At 69.7% G+C, this 17,858-nt stretch carries 17 protein-coding genes; 5 read left to right on the top strand and 12 right to left on the bottom strand.

Translation table 11 applies throughout. The annotated features are described in order from the left end of the window. Positions 1–8 precede the first annotated feature (8 nt). Positions 9–359 carry an MXAN_6627.5 family MYXO-CTERM protein gene (locus tag OZ403_RS34975; protein WP_268782788.1) on the bottom strand — a complete coding sequence of 117 codons (351 nt, stop codon included), beginning with the start codon at positions 357–359 and terminating at the stop codon, positions 9–11. Between the two features lie 114 nt (positions 360–473). Between OZ403_RS34975 and OZ403_RS34970 the strand changes: the two genes are divergently transcribed. Then, on the top strand, positions 474–1,793 hold the full coding sequence (locus OZ403_RS34970; RefSeq protein ID WP_174258968.1) for a response regulator: 1,320 nt from the start codon (positions 474–476) through the stop codon (positions 1,791–1,793). A 52-nt stretch (positions 1,794–1,845) separates the two neighbouring features. Here the strand turns inward: OZ403_RS34970 and OZ403_RS34965 are convergent, their stop codons facing one another. After that, positions 1,846–2,493 (bottom strand): hypothetical protein, encoded by a 648-nt coding sequence (locus OZ403_RS34965; RefSeq protein WP_140795535.1) that lies wholly within the window; start codon positions 2,491–2,493, stop codon positions 1,846–1,848. 67 nt (positions 2,494–2,560) lie between these two features. Between OZ403_RS34965 and OZ403_RS34960 the strand changes: the two genes are divergently transcribed. The 3 genes from OZ403_RS34960 to OZ403_RS34950 all read left to right on the top strand — a co-directional run bounded on the left by OZ403_RS34960 (position 2,561) and on the right by OZ403_RS34950 (position 4,704). Further along, complete coding sequence (locus OZ403_RS34960) at positions 2,561–3,061, top strand: hypothetical protein (RefSeq protein ID WP_140800829.1); 501 nt, start codon at positions 2,561–2,563, stop codon at positions 3,059–3,061. A 61-nt stretch (positions 3,062–3,122) separates the two neighbouring features. After that, positions 3,123–3,899, top strand: a complete 777-nt coding sequence (bcp, locus tag OZ403_RS34955) for a thioredoxin-dependent thiol peroxidase (protein ID WP_268782787.1) — start codon at positions 3,123–3,125, stop codon at positions 3,897–3,899. A 313-nt stretch (positions 3,900–4,212) separates the two neighbouring features. Next, entirely contained in the window at positions 4,213–4,704 is a 492-nt protein-coding gene (locus OZ403_RS34950) for a hypothetical protein (RefSeq protein WP_140795533.1), read from the top strand. 93 nt (positions 4,705–4,797) lie between these two features. Here the strand turns inward: OZ403_RS34950 and nagZ are convergent, their stop codons facing one another. The 4 genes from nagZ to OZ403_RS34930 all read right to left on the bottom strand — a co-directional run bounded on the left by nagZ (position 4,798) and on the right by OZ403_RS34930 (position 8,963). Continuing rightward, entirely contained in the window at positions 4,798–5,907 is a 1,110-nt protein-coding gene (nagZ, locus tag OZ403_RS34945; protein WP_140795532.1) for a beta-N-acetylhexosaminidase, read from the bottom strand. A 100-nt stretch (positions 5,908–6,007) separates the two neighbouring features. After that, positions 6,008–6,373, bottom strand: coding sequence for a response regulator (locus OZ403_RS34940; RefSeq protein ID WP_140795531.1), 366 nt, complete (start codon positions 6,371–6,373; stop codon positions 6,008–6,010). Between the two features lie 2 nt (positions 6,374–6,375). Beyond that, positions 6,376–7,875: an ATPase domain-containing protein gene (locus OZ403_RS34935; RefSeq protein WP_140795530.1), complete on the bottom strand. Its 1,500-nt coding sequence runs from the start codon at positions 7,873–7,875 to the stop codon at positions 6,376–6,378. Positions 7,876–8,105: 230 nt separating this feature from the next. Then, entirely contained in the window at positions 8,106–8,963 is an 858-nt protein-coding gene (locus OZ403_RS34930; protein ID WP_268782786.1) for a DUF6209 family protein, read from the bottom strand. A gap of 372 nt (positions 8,964–9,335) precedes the next feature. On the opposite strand from OZ403_RS34930, the gene dbpA reads away from it, so the two are divergent. Beyond that, on the top strand, positions 9,336–10,721 hold the full coding sequence (gene dbpA, locus OZ403_RS34925) for an ATP-dependent RNA helicase DbpA (RefSeq protein WP_140857405.1): 1,386 nt from the start codon (positions 9,336–9,338) through the stop codon (positions 10,719–10,721). A 9-nt stretch (positions 10,722–10,730) separates the two neighbouring features. On the opposite strand, the gene OZ403_RS34920 is transcribed toward dbpA, so the two are convergent. The 6 genes from OZ403_RS34920 to OZ403_RS34895 all read right to left on the bottom strand — a co-directional run bounded on the left by OZ403_RS34920 (position 10,731) and on the right by OZ403_RS34895 (position 17,847). After that, a complete protein-coding gene (locus OZ403_RS34920) occupies positions 10,731–11,816 on the bottom strand; it encodes a YcjF family protein (RefSeq protein WP_140795527.1) in 1,086 nt (361 codons plus the stop codon). A gap of 265 nt (positions 11,817–12,081) precedes the next feature. Beyond that, positions 12,082–13,074 (bottom strand): sporulation-delaying protein SdpB family protein, encoded by a 993-nt coding sequence (locus tag OZ403_RS34915; protein ID WP_140795526.1) that lies wholly within the window; start codon positions 13,072–13,074, stop codon positions 12,082–12,084. After that, positions 13,068–13,649, bottom strand: coding sequence for an SdpA family antimicrobial peptide system protein (locus OZ403_RS34910; protein ID WP_140795525.1), 582 nt, complete (start codon positions 13,647–13,649; stop codon positions 13,068–13,070). Before OZ403_RS34910 ends, OZ403_RS34915 begins: the two co-directional genes overlap by 7 nt. Before the next feature lie 74 nt (positions 13,650–13,723). After that, on the bottom strand, positions 13,724–14,359 hold the full coding sequence (locus tag OZ403_RS34905; protein ID WP_011556539.1) for a sporulation delaying protein family toxin: 636 nt from the start codon (positions 14,357–14,359) through the stop codon (positions 13,724–13,726). A gap of 513 nt (positions 14,360–14,872) precedes the next feature. Beyond that, on the bottom strand, positions 14,873–16,972 hold the full coding sequence (locus OZ403_RS34900) for a BatA domain-containing protein (RefSeq protein WP_268782785.1): 2,100 nt from the start codon (positions 16,970–16,972) through the stop codon (positions 14,873–14,875). Continuing rightward, complete coding sequence (locus OZ403_RS34895; RefSeq protein ID WP_140795522.1) at positions 16,969–17,847, bottom strand: DUF58 domain-containing protein; 879 nt, start codon at positions 17,845–17,847, stop codon at positions 16,969–16,971. The genes OZ403_RS34900 and OZ403_RS34895 overlap by 4 nt, the downstream gene beginning before the upstream one ends. Between the last annotated feature and the right edge of the window lie 11 nt (positions 17,848–17,858).

Genomic DNA, 17,858 nt, shown 5'->3' with positions numbered 1-17,858 from the left:
GTGTGCTCCTAACGCCTGCGCCTGTACCCGCCCACTGCGGCCAGGCCCACGACGAGGAGCGCGGCCTGGGCACCCAGCACGCAGCCTTGCTGGTCTGCCTGGCGCACGCCAGTGTAGCGGCAGCGCCCGTCATCGCAGGAGAAGCGGGGAGAGCAATCCCGGGTGCTACGGCAGGACGTATTCACCCTGCCTGTACTGTCGTCCCCCTCGGGGTTGTCCCGGTCCGCGCCGCCCTCGCCCACGGAGGCGTCGGGGAGGCCCGCGTCGAGCCCTCCGTCGGATTGGGCCATGGCCCCGAGGGGCAGCAGGAGGGGAAGGCAGGCCAGCAGGTGACGCAGGTGGGAGCGGAAGGGGAACATCGAGGGCGTCACCCTAACCGCATGGAGGGTCGGATGCATCTTCCGCGGTGGCTGGAGCACCCGGGGGCAGATTGTCTGACCCTTCCCTTCGCATCTGGTACGGTACGCCCCGCGATGGCACCCCGAATCCTCGTCGTCGATGACAATCAGGAGCTGTTGTCCCTCCTCACGCAGCTCTTCGAGGAGGCGGGCTACGAGGTCATTGGTGCGAGCCGCGGCAAGCAGGCGGTGGAGCTGGCCAAGGCCCAGCCCCCGGCGGCGGCCGTGCTCGATATCCTGCTGCCCGACATGATGGGGTACCACCTCGCGGACGCGCTGCGGAAGGACAACCCCCAGCTCCCGCTCCTCTTCATCACCGGCGTCTTCAAGGGTGGCAAGCACGCCGTCGAGTCGCGCACCAAGTACCAGGCCGCCGGCTACTTCGAGAAACCCTTCGAGGCTCAGAAGCTGCTCGAGGCGATGACGAAGGTGCTGCCTCCGGAGAAGCCCGTTGCGGCGGCCGCGTCGCTCCAGGACGCCTTCGAGGTGGAGCTGGACATCGACGTGGAGGAGGAAGGCCCGCAGGACGCCATGGAGCTGACCGGCCGCATCAAGGTGACGGGCGGCGGCAACATCACGGCGGAGATTCGCGGCGCCAACCTCACGGCCAGCCCCATGCAGAAGGTGCCGGCCACGCATGTGCGCCCGCCCACGCCGGGCCGTCCGCCGGACCCGCCGCCCGCGGGTGCGCCGGGCAGCCGCCGCGGTGAAATCCGGGACAACCTGCCCTCGCTCCTCACCGCGTTCTATCTCTCCCGCGAGACGGGCGAGCTGGGCGTGCAGAAGGGCAAGGTGAAGAAGGTCGTCTACTTCGAGAAGGGCACGCCGGTGTTCGCCCTCTCCAACCTGCTCGCGGACCGCTTCGGCCAGTTCCTCGTTCGCGTGGGGAAGATCAAGCCGGAGCAGCTCCAGGACGCGTCGGCGGTGGCCGCGCAGTCCAACCGCCGCACCGGTGACGTGCTGGTGGAGCGTGGGCTGCTCAAGGACACCGAGCGCCTCTACTACGTGGGCCAGCAGGTGAAGGCCGTCATCTACTCGCTCTTCGCGTGGGATGAAGGCACGTACGTGCTGAGCTTCCGGGAGAAGGCGAGCGCGGAGTCCATCAAGCTGGACGTGCACCCGGCCAACCTCATCGTCCGGGGCATCAAGAAGCTCTACAAGCCGGAGCGCCTGCGGCGCCTGCTCCAGCCGGAGGACCGCCTCATCCCCGCCGTGGCCCCGGCCTACCAGCTCAACGAAGTGGAGCTGGAGCGGTGGGAGGCGGAGCTGCTGCCGAAAATCGACGGCAACCGCACCGTGGCGGAGTTGCTGGCCTTCGCCAACCGCCCCGAGCACGTCGTCTACGGCTTCCTGGTGGCGATGATGTCGCTGGGCATCCTGGACAAGCGCGGGTAGGCCGCCGCGCCGTCCGTCCCCGCCATCATGGGCGGGGACGCCGCGCCGGGGCTCAGCCGCCGACCAGCCGCGAGCCAATCCAGAACAGGCCCAGCGCGCCGGAGCCCACGGCCACCACGCGCTGCACCCAGAGGGTGATTTGCGCGTTCAGCCGGGCGATGCCCTCCGCGAAAATCAGCCCCACCACGCCCATGCCGATGAGGATGCCCAGCGCGAAGCCGGGCAGGTACATCCATGCGGCCGCGCTCATGCTGCCACCCACCAGCAGGGGAGGCAGCGCCAGCAGCAGCGAGCGCACGCCGCTGACGGCCATCAGCGCGCCAGCGGTGGTGCTCACCGTATGCACGTGCTGGTGAGGCTCCTGGGTGTGGCCGGGCAGGTGCGGGTGGCCGTGGTCCAGGCTGCTGGGGAACAGCAGGGCGGCCACTGCGAGGGCCACCAGCACGGCGCCGCCGAAAATCTCGGCCCAGCGCTCGAAGGTCTCTGAAAGGCCCACGCCCGCCAGGATGCAGAGCGCGGCGATGCCGCCCAGCATGACGGCGTGTCCCAGCGCGAACCGCACGGCGGTGGCGATGGCGGCGCGGCGCCGGCCTCCCCCCAGGGTTCCGAGGGTGGCCATGGCGGCGCAGTGGTCCGGGCCCACGGCGTGGAGCATGCCTTGGGACAGGCCAAGCAGGAAGGCGAGGAGAATGGGCTGCACGACGCGGCACCCTAGCCGTGCTTCAATCGGGAGGCCAGCAGGAGAGGAGAACCGACCCTTCATGAGGATGACCACCCGACGGCTGTCCGCCGTCATACCGCTCGCGCTCTGTCTGCTTCTGTCGCCTGGCTGCGACAAGGGGCCCGACCAGCTCCGGGAGGCAGAGAAGTCCTACCGCGAGCTGATTGACCGCCGCGTGTCCCCCCTGGACCCGGCATGGGACCCCGTCATCAACGCCTTCGAGGCGATTCCCAAGGACTCCAAGGTCCGCCCGGAAGCGGAGCAGCGGATCGCCGCCATCCGTCGCTTGCGGGGAAAGCTGCCGCCGCGCCCCCTGGCCACGCCGGGCGCCACGGGCCCCGGAACGTCGGAGGTGGATACCAAGCGCGCCGCGTGCGAGGCCCTGGCGATACGGCTGGGCCAGACGCCGGAGGGCGCGGACCGGGAGCCCTTGCACCAGGCCCTGACGGACTGCCGGAAGGAGCTGGTCCGGCTGGAGGCGCACAGCCATCCGCCCGGGGAGCATGGCCATGACCATGGCGGTGAAGCGGGGCATCCCGCGCACTAGCGGGGCGCTGTCGCTGGACGTTGAGTGGCGCGGGCTTTGTGGTTAATGAGCCCGCATGCCCATGCCCCAAGCAGGTGACCAGGCCCCCGCGTTCCAACTCGCCGACCAGGATGGAACCCCGGTATCGCTCGCGCAGTTCGCGGGCCGGAGTGTCGTCCTCTACTTCTATCCGAAGGACGACACCCCCGGATGCACCGTGGAGGCGTGTGGCTTCCGTGACGAGCACTCGGCGCTGGAGGCCGCGGGCGCGGTGGTGCTGGGCGTGTCCGCGGACAGCACCGCGAGCCACCGGAAGTTCGCGACCAAGTTCAACCTGCCCTTCCCGCTGCTGGCCGACGTGGACCACACGTTGTCCGAGGCCTACGGCGTCTGGGGAGAGAAGTCGCTCTATGGCCGCAAGTTCCTGGGCATCACCCGGGCGACGTTCCTCATCGGCCCGGATGGCGTGCTGAAGCAGGTGTGGCCCAAGGTGAAGGTGAACGGCCACGTCGCCGAGGTGCTGGCCGCGCTGAAGGGCGAAGCTCCGGCGGCGGGCGGCGCTGAGAAGAAGTCCTCCGCGAAGAAGGCGCCCGCGGGGAAGAAGGTGGCCGCCGCGAAGAAGGCTCCGGCGGGAAAGACTGTTACGGGGAAGCCCGCCGCGACCAAGAAGGCGACGGCGAAGAAGGCGGCTCCGGCCGCCAAGGCACCCCGTGCGGCGAAGAAGGCCGCGACTGCGAAGAAAGCCCCTGTGGCGAAGAAGCCCTCGGCCGGGAAGAAGCCGGGCGTCGGTAAGAAGGCGGCGCCCGTGAAGGCGCCCGCGAAGAAGTCCGCGGCGGCGAAGAAGGCCTACAGGAAGTAGCTCTCTGGGCGGCTCTGGGAGGACGTCGGCCCAGACGTCTTCCAGCAAGCAATCGCCATTGGGCCCGGCGGCTCCGGGCGGGGAGGAATCCCGCGACCTCGAAGTGGGCTTCCTCGACGAAGAAGAAGCCCTCAGCGGAGCGGGCGCTGGGAGCGCCGAAGAGGGCTGCTCCCAGTCGCCGCTGGGGCTATATGTGGGGTTCGGGCGGTCCGTCGTCATGCGGACATGGAGTCACCCCGTGGTCTCCATGCCCGGCGTGCCCCATCTTCGGGAAGTACGAGCAACCAGATTGAAGGGACTCGGAGGAGTCGACATGCGCGAGCGGAATATTCGGCGGTGGGGTTCGGTGGCGGCATTGGTGGCGGGCGCGGTTCTGGCCGTGGGCTGCCGGGGCCTTCCGGAGACGGGTGGCACTCAGCCGGATGAGCCGCGGGGCAGCCTCGTCGCCCAGCGCGGTGACCAGCCCGATTCGATGAAGAACATCGAGGGTGGCAACACCAACAAGCCGCTGCCTCCTTGGACGCTGCCGGCGAACCGGGGCTACAACGGCACCATCGACCAGATTGGCTCCAGCATCGACCCGCGCACGGCGAAGAACGACGGCACCCAGGGCCGCTCCATCGTGGACGACGCCGGGAAGATGATGGGTGACCGGTACCACGTGGAGGGCGGCGCCGCGTACTCGCCCGCGGCCCAGGGCCTGGGTGGTGAGGACGGCGCGGCGCTGGGCGGCAAGCGGGGTGGCCACTACAACGGCTACAGCCCGCTGGGCTGGCAGGACCGCAGCGGCCCCCACCGTCGCTGAAGTCACCCCGGGGCGGACGTTTCGCGCCGCCCCTTCCAGCCGCTCCCGGTGCAGGGCGCCGGGAGCGTGCGTGGCACTCCGGCCACCGCGCCTTCAGCGGGAGGCCAGCATCACCTCGGTCGGGTCGCGGCCGGTGAAGGTGCTGACGAGCCCCTCGGCGAGCGCGTGATGCTCCGGGCTCCCCAGCAGGGCGAGCCGGTCCTCCGCCGGGTGCGCGAAGCGGGCACTGAGCGCGTCCAGCCGCCGGTGCGCCTGCGCGATTCGCTCCCGTGACACGCGACCGGACTCCACCGCCTTCACCAGGGCTTCGATGGCGCGGCGCTGCACGTCCGCGTTGTGGCACACCAGGAACAGGTCCACGCCCGCGAGCGTGCCCTGCACCGTGGCCTCCTCCACGGAGTAGTGGCCGGCAATGGCCTTCATCTCCAGGTCGTCGCTGACGAGCACCCCGTCGAAGCCCAGCTCCTCGCGCAGCACACCCTGGAGCACGCGCTGACTCATGGTGGCGGGCACCCCCGGGTCCAGCGCGTCGAAGAGGACGTGCGCCGTCATCAGGGACGCCAGCCCCGCCTGGGCGAAGGCGCGGAAGGGCACCAACTCCACGCTGCGCAGCCGCTCCAAATCGTGCGGCAGCCGCGGCAACGTCAGGTGGCTGTCGGTGGTGGTGTCGCCGTGGCCGGGGAAGTGCTTGCCACACGACGCCACGCCGCCCGCTTCCAGTCCCCGCGCGAGCGCCACGCCCAGCCGCGCCACCTCCTCCGCCTCGCGGCTGAAGCTGCGGTCGCCAATGACGGGATTGGCCGGGTTGGTGTCCACGTCCAGCACCGGTGCGAAGTCCCAGTCGAAGCCGAGCGCGCGCAGCTCATACGCCAGCAGCCGGCCCACGCGCTCCACCTGGGCCGCGTCGCCGCGCTGCCCCAGCTCACGCATGGGCGGCAGCGCGGTGAAGGGCGCGCCACGAAGCCGGGCCACACGGCCGCCCTCCTGGTCCACCGACAGGATGAAGGGCCGGCTGGCGCGTGTTTTCAACGCGTGGCACAGCGCGGCCGTGTCCGCGGCGCTGCCCACGTTGCGCTTGAAGAGGATGGCGCCGTAGATGCCGTCATCCATCAGCGCGGCCAGCTCGCTGTCGATGTGAGTGCCGGGAAAGCCCACCATGAAGAGGCGGGCACAGTCGCGGTAGAGGGGGGAGGAAGTCGTCACGGCGCGCAGTCTGGCAGAAGCCAGGGGTCGGGCGCTCGGGAGGAACACCGTTCAGCGAAAAGCGTCGGCTGCCTGTCAGGCCGCAGGGCGGTGAGGCGCGCTACTGGAGGATGGCTCCCTGGGCGAAGCGCCTCACCACCACCAGCAGCCCATCCAGGGAAAAGGGCTTGGGCAGGAAGGCCGCGCAGCGCAGGTGCTTCCAGTAGTCCGGCGGGCTGGCGCTCATCATCACCACCGGGATGTCGCGCAGCAGGGGATTGCGCTCCATCGCCTCCAGCAGGGCCGGGCCGTTCATCACCGGCATCATGTAGTCGAGCAGCACCAGGCAGGGGCGCTCCTCGGCCATCCGCTCCAAGGCCTCCTTCCCATTGAGCGCGATGGCGGTCCGGTAGCCTTCGTCGCTCAGGAGGTCGCGCATGGCCTCGACGATGCCGAACTCGTCATCGACGATGAGGATGGGGCCCATGCCTACGGCTCCTGGCGCCCGCCGCCGGGACGCCGGGGCTCGGACCACGTGGTCGACCGTGGCACGCCGGTCATCATCGCCTCGACATCCGTGAAGACGCCCGTCACCTCCATCCCCTTCGTGCTGATGCACAGCTCGCGCAGGGAGGTGTCGTGCGGGCTGTTGCGCAGCTTCAGCACCGTGACGAAGCGGCGCAGCCGGGAGTCCAGCTCGGCCTGGCGGAGGAAGAGGACGTTCTCCGCCACCATTGAGATGCCCCTCATCGGGAAGGTCACCTCCGGGCCAAACGCGGAGACCGATTCGACGGAGTAGAGCAGCGTCACGCCGCGCATGCGGCACTCATTGACCAGCGCGGCCAGGAAGCGCGACACGCGGGACTGCCGGACGGCCGCCCTGCGGAGCGCGTCATAGCCGTCCAGGAAGAGCCGGCGCACGCCGCGGGTCCGGATGATGTCCAGCAGTTGCACGCCCAGCTTGTCCAGCAGGTTCTCCGTGGGCGGCCGGAAGCTGACCTCGAAGTCGCCCCGGTCGATGAGGGGCTTGAGGTCGAGCCCGATGCCCGCCGCCTGCGCCACCATCCGCTCGGGGGAGTCGTAGAAGGCGAAGTAGTGGACGCGCTCGCCCCGCCGGGCGCCCTCCGCGAGGAAGTTCAACCCCAGCAGCGTCTTGCCGCTGCCCGACGGCCCCAGGAGGATGGTCGTCGAGCCCTGGGCCACGCCCCCGGTCAGCATCGCGTCCATCCCGGGGATGCCGAACGCGCACTTCGCGTCCAGCGGCGGCCCCGGCGGAGGCCCGGACTCCGCGAGCGACTCCAGGCGGGGATAGATGATGATGCCGTCCTGGGTGATGTCGAAGCTGTGCTTGCCCAGCAGATAGGGGCTGCCCCGGAACTTGCGCACGAACAGCTCGCGCACGGCACGCACGCCGAACATGCGCTGACGGAGCAGCAGCAGCCCGTCCACCATGGTGTGTTCGGCGCGCAGGCCCTGTCCGCGGCCGGTGGTGAGAATCAGCGTCGTGCAGCCCATGAGGCCCGTCACGACCTGGAGGCCATGGATGAACTTCTTGATGGCCTGCTGCGACGGCGCCACCTCCTCCGCGGCCACCAGTCCGTCCAGCACGAGCAGCGTGGCCTGGTGGTTCTTCGTCTCCTTGCGGATGAGCTCCGCCAACGCGTCCAGTCCGCCCTGCTCCAGCACGGTGAAGGCGCTCAGGTAGGTGATGGCGTTGGGCAGCAGCGTGGGGTCGAAGTAGGACAGCGAGGCGAGGTTGCCGACCAGCTCCGTGTGCGACTCCGCCAGCAGCGTCAGGTAGAGCACGCGCCCGCCGTGGCGCTTCGCGTGGTGGAAGCACACCTGGTTGGCGAAGATGGTCTTCCCCGAGCCCGGAAGGCCCATCAGCATGTAGGTGCGGGCCTTGCGGAAGCCTCCGTGCAGCACGGTGTCGAGGCCTGGAATGCCCGTGGAAATCCGTTCCGTCACGCGTGGAGTGCCTTCGGTCATTTCGCGTTCCCTTTCCTGGGCCCGGCCCCGGTGTGGCCCCGCTGGAATGATGGGAGCAGTGCGCTCGCCTTCTCAGGGGAACACTTCTTGTCACGTCGCCTCTTCCGACGTGCTGCTGAAGCGTGGGGCCCCAGCGGCAGTCAACAGCGGTGGACCGGCTCAGAAGCTACGCTGAACGGTCCGCGCGGGGCCGCCCGTGGGGCCAGCGCCGCTCGCAATGCGATACCAGCTCACGCCGTCCGTTGAATAGCGGAACCCGAATGCATAGGCGTTCCATGGCGTATACGCGAGCGGTTCCGCGGCGAGGTTCCAGCGGTATCGGTAGTTGTTGCCACCCGACCCTGGTAGGCCAGCCACTGGTGCTGCGTGGCCGCTCCGTCCACGCTGAACTCCACCTGCGCATGGATGAGCTGCGGACGCGCGGTGGCGGCATCCGTCACGCCGGGCACGTACACGTCCGCGTCCACGAACTTGCAGGCGCGCTCCATGACGTAGCTGTCGATGACGATGGGGTCCGCCAACCCGTCGCGGTGCTCGCAGTCGCGCGCGAAGCTGCCGCCCCAGTCACCGGCCCACACCACCGCGGAGGGCGACTGCGCCTCCACGGGGAAGACGTAGTTCTGGCCGTAGTTGCTGTCGTACTTCGGCGCGCAGGTGCGGCCGGAGGTGAAGAACCATGTCTCCACGCTCGTGGCGTCCGAGGGCACTGTCACCTCGAAGGGCTTGTTCACGAACGAGGTGCTGCCCGTGGCCTGCTTCACGCTGCCGCTGAAGAGCTGGCCGCTGGGGAGGAAGCGGACATAGGCCAGCGTGTCCCACGCCTGCTGGCCGGCGTAGGTGCTGTGGTGACAGTCCGTCATCCGGTACAGGTCGTAGTCGACGACGAGCGTGCCGCCGCGGACGATGGCGCCGTGCTGCGAATGCGTCCAGCCGTTGAGGAAGCGCACCGTGGCGGTGGGCGTGGTGAGCGGCGCCTGCTGTGACTCCGTGGAGTTGGCAGACGTCTCCTCCTGCTGCTGAGGAGCACCGCCACAGGCCGCCATCAGCGGCAACGCGAGGGCCAGATACTTCCAGACAGACGTCTTCATTTGGGGTTCTCCAGAAGATTTGGATAGCGCCACTTAACAGGACTTCCTTGTGCATGCGCTGCCGGCCGCTCGCACTGTCAGGGGGCGTGCGGTTTCACGGCGGGCGGCTCTTTCATGCCGCCACCGGCGGTGGCGAGCACAAGGGTGGACAGCATGGCCAGTCGGATGCGGAAGGAGGGTATGGAGGCTCCAGGCGGAGTTGGGGTTGGTGATTTCAGGTAAAGCTTGATTTTTCACGGAAGGTGCGCAGGGCAATCCGGTGCGGGCGGCTGGGCGAGGTCGGCGGCTTCACTTGTCCTGCCTTCGCTGGGTGTGACATGGGGCCTGCAGAACCCGAGGCTCCTTCCGTGCCTCCGCTCATCGAGGCCCCGAATGGATTTTTCCGCGCTTGCGCTATCTCCCCCCCTGCTCCAGGTCCTGGAGGAGCTCGACTTCAAGACGGCCACGCCCATCCAGGCGCAGAGCATCCCGGTGCTGCTCCAGGGCAGGGACCTGGTCGGCCAGGCTCAGACGGGCAGCGGCAAGACGGCGGCCTTCGCGCTGCCACTCCTCCAGAAAGTCCAGTTGCAGCACCGCAAGGTGCAGGCGCTGGTGCTGTGCCCGACGCGTGAGCTGTGCGCGCAGGTGGCGGGCGAGATTCGCAGGCTGGGACGGCGGCTGCCCGGGCTCCAGGTGCTGGTGCTCGCGGGCGGCCAGCCCATCCGTCCGCAGTTGGAAGCGCTGGAGAAGGGCGCGCACCTGGCGGTGGGGACGCCGGGCCGGGTGCTGGATGTGTTGGACCGCGATGCGCTGGAGACGCGGCAGCTGTCCACGGTGGTGCTCGACGAGGCGGACCGGATGCTCGACATGGGCTTCCGCGAGGACATGGAACGCATCCTCGGGGTCATGCCGCCACGGCGGCAGACGGTGCTCTTCTCGGCCACCTTCCCGCCGGACATCGAGGCGCTGAGCCGCAACTTCCAGCGTCAACCCGTCCGCGTCACGGTGGAGTCCACCACCGCGGGTCCCGACATCCAGCAGGTGCGCTACGACTGCGAGCCCGAGGAGAAGCAGGCCCTGCTGCTGCGCATCCTCCGGCACTACCAGCCGGCGTCCGCCATCGTCTTCTGCAACCTCAAGGCGACGGTGGTGGAGCTGAAGAAGTCGCTCTCCGCGGCGGGCGTCAGCGTGGACGGACTCCAGGGGGATTTGGAGCAGTTCGAGCGCGACCGGGTGATGGCGAAGTTCCGCAACCAGAGCACGCGGGTGCTCATCGCCACGGACGTGGCGGGACGTGGCATCGACGTGGAGGCGCTGGATGCCGTCATCAACTTCGACCTGCCCATGCAGGCCGAGCCCTACGTGCACCGCATCGGCCGCACCGGACGGGCGGGGCGCGCGGGGCTGGCCGTCTCCATCGTCACGCCTCGGGATGGCCGCAAGGTGGACGACATCCAATTGGCCACCGGCGTGAAGCTGGAGCGCGGGGACGTGGAGTCACTGCCCTCGGCGGACCCTCGCAACGCGGTGTCCCTGGAGTCGACGTGGGACACGCTCTACATCTCCGCCGGACGCAAGGACAAGATGCGGCCCGGTGACATCCTGGGCGCGCTCACGGGCGAGGCGGGCGGGCTCGAAGCGACCGACGTGGGCAAGATTGAAATCCAGGACCACGTGGCCTACGTCGCCGTCGCCCAGCGCGTGTCGCGGGTGGCCTTCCAGCGGCTGAGCGAAGGCCGCATCAAGGGCCGCCGTCACAAAATCGAGCGCGTGAAGTAGCCCAGGCGTCTACGCGGCGCCGCGCAGGGACATCTCCTCGCGGAAGGCCTGGATGACCTCCTCCTCCGTGGGCAGCTCGCCGCAGCGCTTCTCCATCAGCTTGGAGAGGACCGCGACGTAGGCCTCGCCGAAGAGCGTGGTGAGCGCGGTCGCGGTGGTGGCGGAGATGAGCGCGCCAATCGCCGTGCCCGGGCCCGGGACGAGCTTCAGCAGTCCGGACACGATGGACTGGCCGGTAAATGTCGCGCCCAGGCCGGTGATGCCCGCGCCCACCAGCGTGGAGAGGAACGCCTCCGTCAGCGGGAGGCCGAAGACGCTACTCACCCCCGCCAGCATTCCGACCTGCGTGGGGACGAGCAGGGCGGCGTCGGCGAAAGGGATGGGCACGGCTCCAATGAGGCCGGCGGCGGCCGCGGCGCTGGCGACGATGCCGTGCGCGCGCTTGCGCTTCTGGCCGATGCTCACGCGCTGGGCGGCGGCGAAGGCGTTGCGCTGGGCTTCGGGAACCAGCTCCATGGTGAGCTCGACGAGCTCCACCAGGCCCTTGGGCTGGAGCGTATGGCCCTCGTCGTCCGTCTCCTGGAGCGCGCGCACGCGCATGACGTTACGGGCCATGGGCAGCAGCTTCTGCACCTCCGCGCGGAAGCCCTGGTCGCTGCGCGCCTTGGTGACGACGACCACCACCGGCATGTGCCGCGCGAGCATCTCCGCCGCCTTCACGTCTCCGTCCTCCACGCGGCGCGAGTCCTCGCTGATGCACAGCCAGGCGCAGTGCAGGTGGCGCGTGGCGTCCGCGTCCTTGGCTCGCGCGGCCACCAGTTCCTCCAGCAGCTTCAGCGTCTCCTGGAAGGCACCCATCTCCAGGCCGCGGGTGTCGAGGATGCTGACGGGGATGCCGTCCTTCGTGTACTCGCGCGTCTCCTTCGTGACGGGGCGGCCCTGGCCGGTGTCCGCGATGCGGCCGTGGAACACCGCGTTGACCAGCGTGCTCTTGCCCACGCCGCTGCGGCCCGCGATGACGATGTTGACCCGGCCGCGCTTGCGGAAGGCCTCTTCAACCTGCTTGCGGATCTCCTCCGCCAGATGGATGTCCATGGGCTGCCGCCACCTCCGCTGGTGAGTCCTCCCACCGAATCAGGGGAGGGTACATCAGCGTAGTGGAAAGCCTCCGCGAGCCGGCGGTGGACCCGCGCGGCGCGGAAGGCTCCTGGACCCAGGACGGACGGACATCCAGGCCCTGCCCGTGGCGACGTGTGCCTGCCTGAGGGCAAGAGAGCGAGAGAGCCCTCGTGGCCCGCTCACCGTGACGCGAAGGCCGCAGCCTTGGGGGGCGCCAGGGCGGCGGCGACGTCGCAGCGCTTCATGCGCCGTCGGTGGGGGGCACCGACGCCACCTGCACCGCTACCGGCTCCAGGGACGGCGTGGCGGTGGGCACGGGCGGGGTCCGCATGTGTCGCACCCAGGCGCGGAGGCCCTCGAAGCGGAAGAGCTCGTCGAACGGACGGAGCAGCAGGATGAGCGCGCCGCACATGACGAGCACGAAGCTGATGAGCCCGTGGAACACGGCGATGCCCAGGTGGAAGCTGATACCCAGGGGCAGCAGCACGCGGCGCAGGGACGGGTTCAGCAGCGGGCCCAGCGCGAGCCCCAACTCCAGCAGCAGCACGGACCAGGTGAGCAGCGCCACCACGGGGCTGCTCAGGACGGGGAGCATCACACCGGCCAGCCAGTCCGGTGCACCGACGCTGGGGTCCAGCAGCCAGTAGTACAGGGCCGTGCCGTCCACCCACTCCGTCACCTTGAACTTGCCGACGGAGGCGTGGAAGTAGATGCCCGCCACCTGGAGGCGGAGCATCACCCAGGCCGACCGGGCGATGAGCCGCTTCGCCTCGTCGCTCCCCGTGGATTCGCGGGGCGCGTCCCAGTGCCAGCGCCGGTCATCCGTGAGCGCCAGGGGCAGCATCAGCAGCGCCAGGATGGCGGCAATCTGGTCACCGCCGTCCGTCAGCGACGCGGACCACGGCATGCTGACGGCCACCCACCAGTGCACCAGTCCCGTGACGCGCGGGCGCCAGCCGGAGGCGACGACGAGCAGCAGCAGCACCGCCGCCCACCGCGCCACCTCCAGCCAGCCGGAGGGGAGCACGCAGAAGAAGGATGCCGCGCGGATGCCCTCGCAGACGGGGGCCTCGGGGATGCCCGCGACGGGCCGGAACAGCGTCGTGGTGTCGCTGAAGGCCAGCGTGCCACCCGTCCCCAGCGCGACCAGCGTGCGCGCCAGGCCGTAGACATTGCTCCAGGGGGAGGGGCCCGCCACCCAGGCGCGGGCACGGTTTCCAAGCGCGGTCAGCATTCGACGTCCAACCTCAGGACCTTCGAGGGCATGGTGATGGGCTTCCCCTGGTTGGTGCGGCTCCAGGCCCAGGGAACGGCCCGCTGGAAGACGATGCCCAGCTGGCCGCAGTACGTGGGCCGCGGGCTGGTGTTGCGGAGCGTCTTGGCCACGGGGGCGCGCTCCAGGCAGACGGCGGGGGCTTCCTTGCAGTCCTCCCGGGGAAGGGCCGCGGTGTCGTGGAGGAGCAGCCCCAGCTCCACGCCCTGTGCCCGCGCGGCCCGGTTGATACCGAAGGCGTTCTTCCACTGGAAGTTTGGCGTGTCGCTTCCCCAGGCCCACTGGCCGTCCGCGGTGCGGAGGTAGGGCAGCATCCGGTCATCACGCGGGTCGCGAGTGAAGAAGGCCCACCCCTCTGGCAGCAGCAGCTTGATGTTGAAGTGCTTCTCGAAGGGCAGCTCGATGGGGTTGTAGGGCAGCGCCGCGTGCAGGGCGTAGACCGTGAGCGTGGTCCAGCCCAGGATGAGTCCCAGGGCCAGCAGGCCCAGGCGGCGCGTTGGGGAGGTCTGGGGAGAGGGAGGAGTGGACTCGGTCACGGCCGTGCTCGGGGAAGAGGAAGAAGGGGAGGGCCCACCGGTGAGGGCGATGGACACTCCCCGGAGTGCTCCGACTACTCAGCGGCGGCGAACCGCTTCGCCAGCATGTCCACCCACACGTCACGCTGGAGCTGGCTGGACTGCGGGCCTTCCATGACCGGGGTCATGTCGATCTGGGTCAGGATGAGGATCAGCACGATGGCGACGGCCACGGCCGTCTCCACGTACAGGTACAGGCCCGCCTCGACCTGCTGCAGGGCGGCGGCGTTGATTTCACCCGCCTGGCCCGCGTCCTTGCGCAGCGCGTTCGCCGCTGCAACCGTCAGCTCCCGCGTGTCCGTCAGCAGCTGGTCGATGACCAGGTGGTTGCCGCTGCGCAGGTCGTTGCCGAAGCGCTCGAAGAACGCCGGGTCCAGCGCGCTCATCTTCGCGATGACGGCCTCGGCGGCCTCTTCGCGCTTGGCCAGCGTCTCGTCGCCCAGCTTCGCCTTGATCTCCGGACGCTGCCAGAGGTCGTCGAAGTAGTGCGCCGCGGGGCCCAGGCCGAAGGCCATGCCCTTGAACAGGTTCTGCCCGGACAGGGCTTGGTTCTGGGTGATGCCGGCCGACGGGCCGCTGCTGCCATCCGCGGGACCGCAGCCGATACCGAAGGTGGAGAAGGTCATGAAGGCCGTCACGGCCGAGGTCAGCTTCAAGGTGGAACGCTTCAAGGTGTGCTCCAGGGCAACGGGGTGTTTGCCCGCGAGGCACGCCGGCCGGCCGGGTGCGTCACAGGCAAGTCAAGATTTTTAGGTAAATTGGATTTGTGCACAATCCATAGAATTACTTAAAATTATACGCCTGCATATCAGTTTCGCGGATATCGGCTATTCCAATTTGAGCGTGTTGAGAGGACTTGGCGGGTCTGGTTCCAGGCTTGGTTCCGGGCATTCCCTCGTCAGAGCGCCCAGCCAGGACAGGGGGCACACACACGAGCGCCGCTCCCGCCTTGCCGCATCGGTGCGCGGTCCTCATCCCTTTGCCCACAAAGGAGCAGGACTCACATGCGCGCACGCAGCGAGTTCGCCGGCGTTGTGGAGGAGGTGGCCCCGGCGTGAGCCACCTCCGCCTGCGGCGCGTGCTTCTACTGCGAGAAGGGTCTGACGGCGTGCTGTGAGAACGCCAACCCGTCCAGCGATGTCGTGGGCGGCGTCATGATGCGCCGGCTCCGGGCCAGGTGACGGCTACTTGCGCAGCAGCGTGCCTTCGAAGAAGAACGCCAGGCACGCGGCCAGGATGAGCCAGGTCCACAGCGGCACCGTCGGCTTGTCCGCGTCACCCGTGGAGGCCTTCACCGTCTCTTCTCCGAAGTAGGCGGTGAGGGTGTCCGTCGGCACACGTCCCAGGTCGCTCTCGGAAGGATCGAGCACGGCGGCGAAGGACAGGTCCGGCTGCACCTTCCCGTCCGCGCCCAGCACCGAGTACACGCCCGGCTCCGTCACCGGCCCGGCCACCAGCGCGCCTTCCGGCTGCTCATTCACGGAGACCTCGGTGCCGTCCGGCGCGCGCACCGAGGACACCTTCTGGGCGCCTTCGGGACGCAGCGTGGCGCTTTCGCCCACGCGCACGCGCACCTCCTCGCGCTCGTCCAGCGAGCCGGTGAGGTAGGCGGCGAAGCGCTGCATCAGCGGCAGGAAGGAGGTGCGGATGGAGAAGTCGCTCCAGTCGCGGTCCACCGTGCTGGTGAGCAGCGCCACGCGCCCCTTGCCCTTGCGCGCCACGGCCACCGCTGGCGCGCCGTCCTCGTACGTGGCCAGCACCTGACTGGCGCCGGCCGCGCCCGGGGAGTCCGCCTCCAGCAGCATGTACTTGTAGAAGCGCGCCCCCACGAGCCCTTCCTCCGCCTTCCCCGTGAAGGGCGAGAAGAGGACGTGCTCCACGAAGACCTGCGCCAGCCGCGCGCTCTTGGTGTCCGCGTCCGGGTCGTCGCGCTCGGCGCTGGTGCGCACCAGGCGCAGCGGACGCGGCAGCACCGGGCCCAGCCGCTGGTTGTACGCCTCCGGGTTCACCCGGTCGCCCATGCTGATGAAGAGTCCGCCGCCGTTCTCCACGAAGGCCGCCAGCTTCTGCGCCTCGTCGGCGCTCGGCGCGGGCACGTTGAGCAGCAGGACCAGGTCGTAGGTGGAGAAGTCCTCGCGCAGCCCCACCTCCGCGTCGCGCGTGGCCACCTCCACCGGCGAGCCCGGGGCGGTGAGGGCCGCGTCCACGAAGAAGGCCTCGTCCCGGTAGCGCGTCGCGTGGGGCGAGCCATTCACCACCAGCGCCTTCAGCGCGCGGGGCACCGGCAGCACGAACGAACGCCGGTCATCCTCCACCAGCGCGTCCGGCGCCAGCGTCACCTGTCCCAGCACCGTGCCGCCCTGCGGGAAGCGCACGGTGAGCGTCTTCTGCGTCGTGCCGCCCGGGGGGATGTCCACGAAGCCCTTGGCCAGCGTGGACTCGCCCACGCGCACCGCGGCCTCCAGGTCCTTCACCGGCTCCGCGCCGAAGTTGCGCACCGTGAAGGTGAACTGGAACGTGCGCGGGCCGGCCTGCAGCGCGGGCTCCACCTTGAGGTCGACGATGGCGCGGTTGTTCAGCACCTCGTGGCCCTCGGCCGCGTCGCGCAGCACCACCTCCGGCTTCACGGGCGCGCCCGTGGGGCCCTTCACCGTGGGCGGCGGCGCCTCCAGGCGGAAGGCCGCGGCCGTCATGTCGGAGACCAGCACCAGCCGCTTGGCCGGCATGGGGTTCTCCTCCAGTGCGCGGGCCGCCATGTCCAGGCAGCGCGACAGGTCCGCGGTGCCGTGGGTGGCCTTCGCTTCATCCACCAGCGAGCGCAGACGGCCGCGGTCGAAGCCCGGCGGCGGCGGCGCGGCGGGGGACTGCGTGCACACCAGCACGGTGGCGGGCTCTTCGGGCAGCAGGTCCTTCAGCGCGTCGCGGGCCTCGTCGCGGGCGCGCTCGAAGAGTGGCGTGCCGTCCGACCAGCGCATGGACAACGACGCGTCCAGGATGATGGCGGTGGCCGCGGGGCCCTTCACCACCTGCGCGGCGGCCGCGTCACGCGTCAGCTCGGGGCGCGCCAGGGCAATGGGGATGGCCAGCAGGATGAGCGTGCGCAGCGCGTACAGCAGCAGGCGCTTGAGCTTGAGGCGGCTGGCGGTACGCTTCTGGCTGCGCATCACGAAGGCCAGCGGCCCGAAGGGGTGCGGCCTGGGACGGCGCCGGTCGAACAGGTGCACCAGCAGGGGGATGAGGGCGCCCAGCGCGCCCAGCAGCATCCACGGATTGCCGAAGGTCACCGGCGCCTCCCGCGCCGCGACAGGTACCGCAGCAGCACGTCATCCAGCTTGTCGTCGGTGCGCACCAGGTCGTAGTCCACGTCCGCCTCGGCGCACGCGGTCTTCACGTTCGCCAGGAAGGCGTTGAACTCCTCCAGGTAGCTCTCCTTGATTTCGCGCGGGTTCACCTCGATGCGGCCCTGGCCCTCCATGTCGATGAAGAGCGTGGGGTCGTCGAAGGGGAACGTCAGCTCCGCCGGGTCCACCAGGTGGAACACGGACACGTCGTTCTTTCGCTGGCGCAGCGCGAGGATGCGGCGCAGCGCGTCCTGGTTCTCGTCCAGCAGGTCCGACAGGACGATGACGCTGGAGCGCCGGGGCAACACCTCCGCCAGGTGGTCCGCCGCGCCGCCCAGGTCCGTGGTGCCGGTGGGCTCGGTGTGCTCCAGCGTGTCCAGCAGCACGTTGAGGTGCCCGGCCGACGCGCGCGGCGGCACGTCCTTCCACTTGCCGCCCGCCATCAGCGCCAGGCCCGCCGCGTCCTGCTGGCGCACCAGCAGGTAGCACAGCGCGCCCGCCAGCGTGGTGGCCACGTCCAGCTTGCTCAGCGCGCCGCTGCGGTAGCCCATGGAGGCGGATGCATCCACCACCATGACGGCGCGCAGGTTCGTCTCGTGCTCGAAGCGCTTGACGTAGTACTTGTCGAACTTGCCGTAGGCCTTCCAGTCCAAGTGGCGGAGCTCGTCGCCGGGAGCGTACTCCTTGTGCTCCGCGAACTCCACGCTCTGCCCCTGATGCGGGCTCTTGTGGAGGCCGGACAACACGCCCTCCATCACCGCGCGGGCGCGCAGCTTCACTCCCTGGAGGCGGGCCAGTGTCTGGGCGTCGAGCAGCATGGCGCGGGCTT

This window comes from Myxococcus sp. NMCA1 (assembly GCF_026810205.1).
Lineage (GTDB): Bacteria > Myxococcota > Myxococcia > Myxococcales > Myxococcaceae > Myxococcus > Myxococcus xanthus_A.
This window is presented reverse-complemented; position numbering and strand designations above follow the sequence as displayed.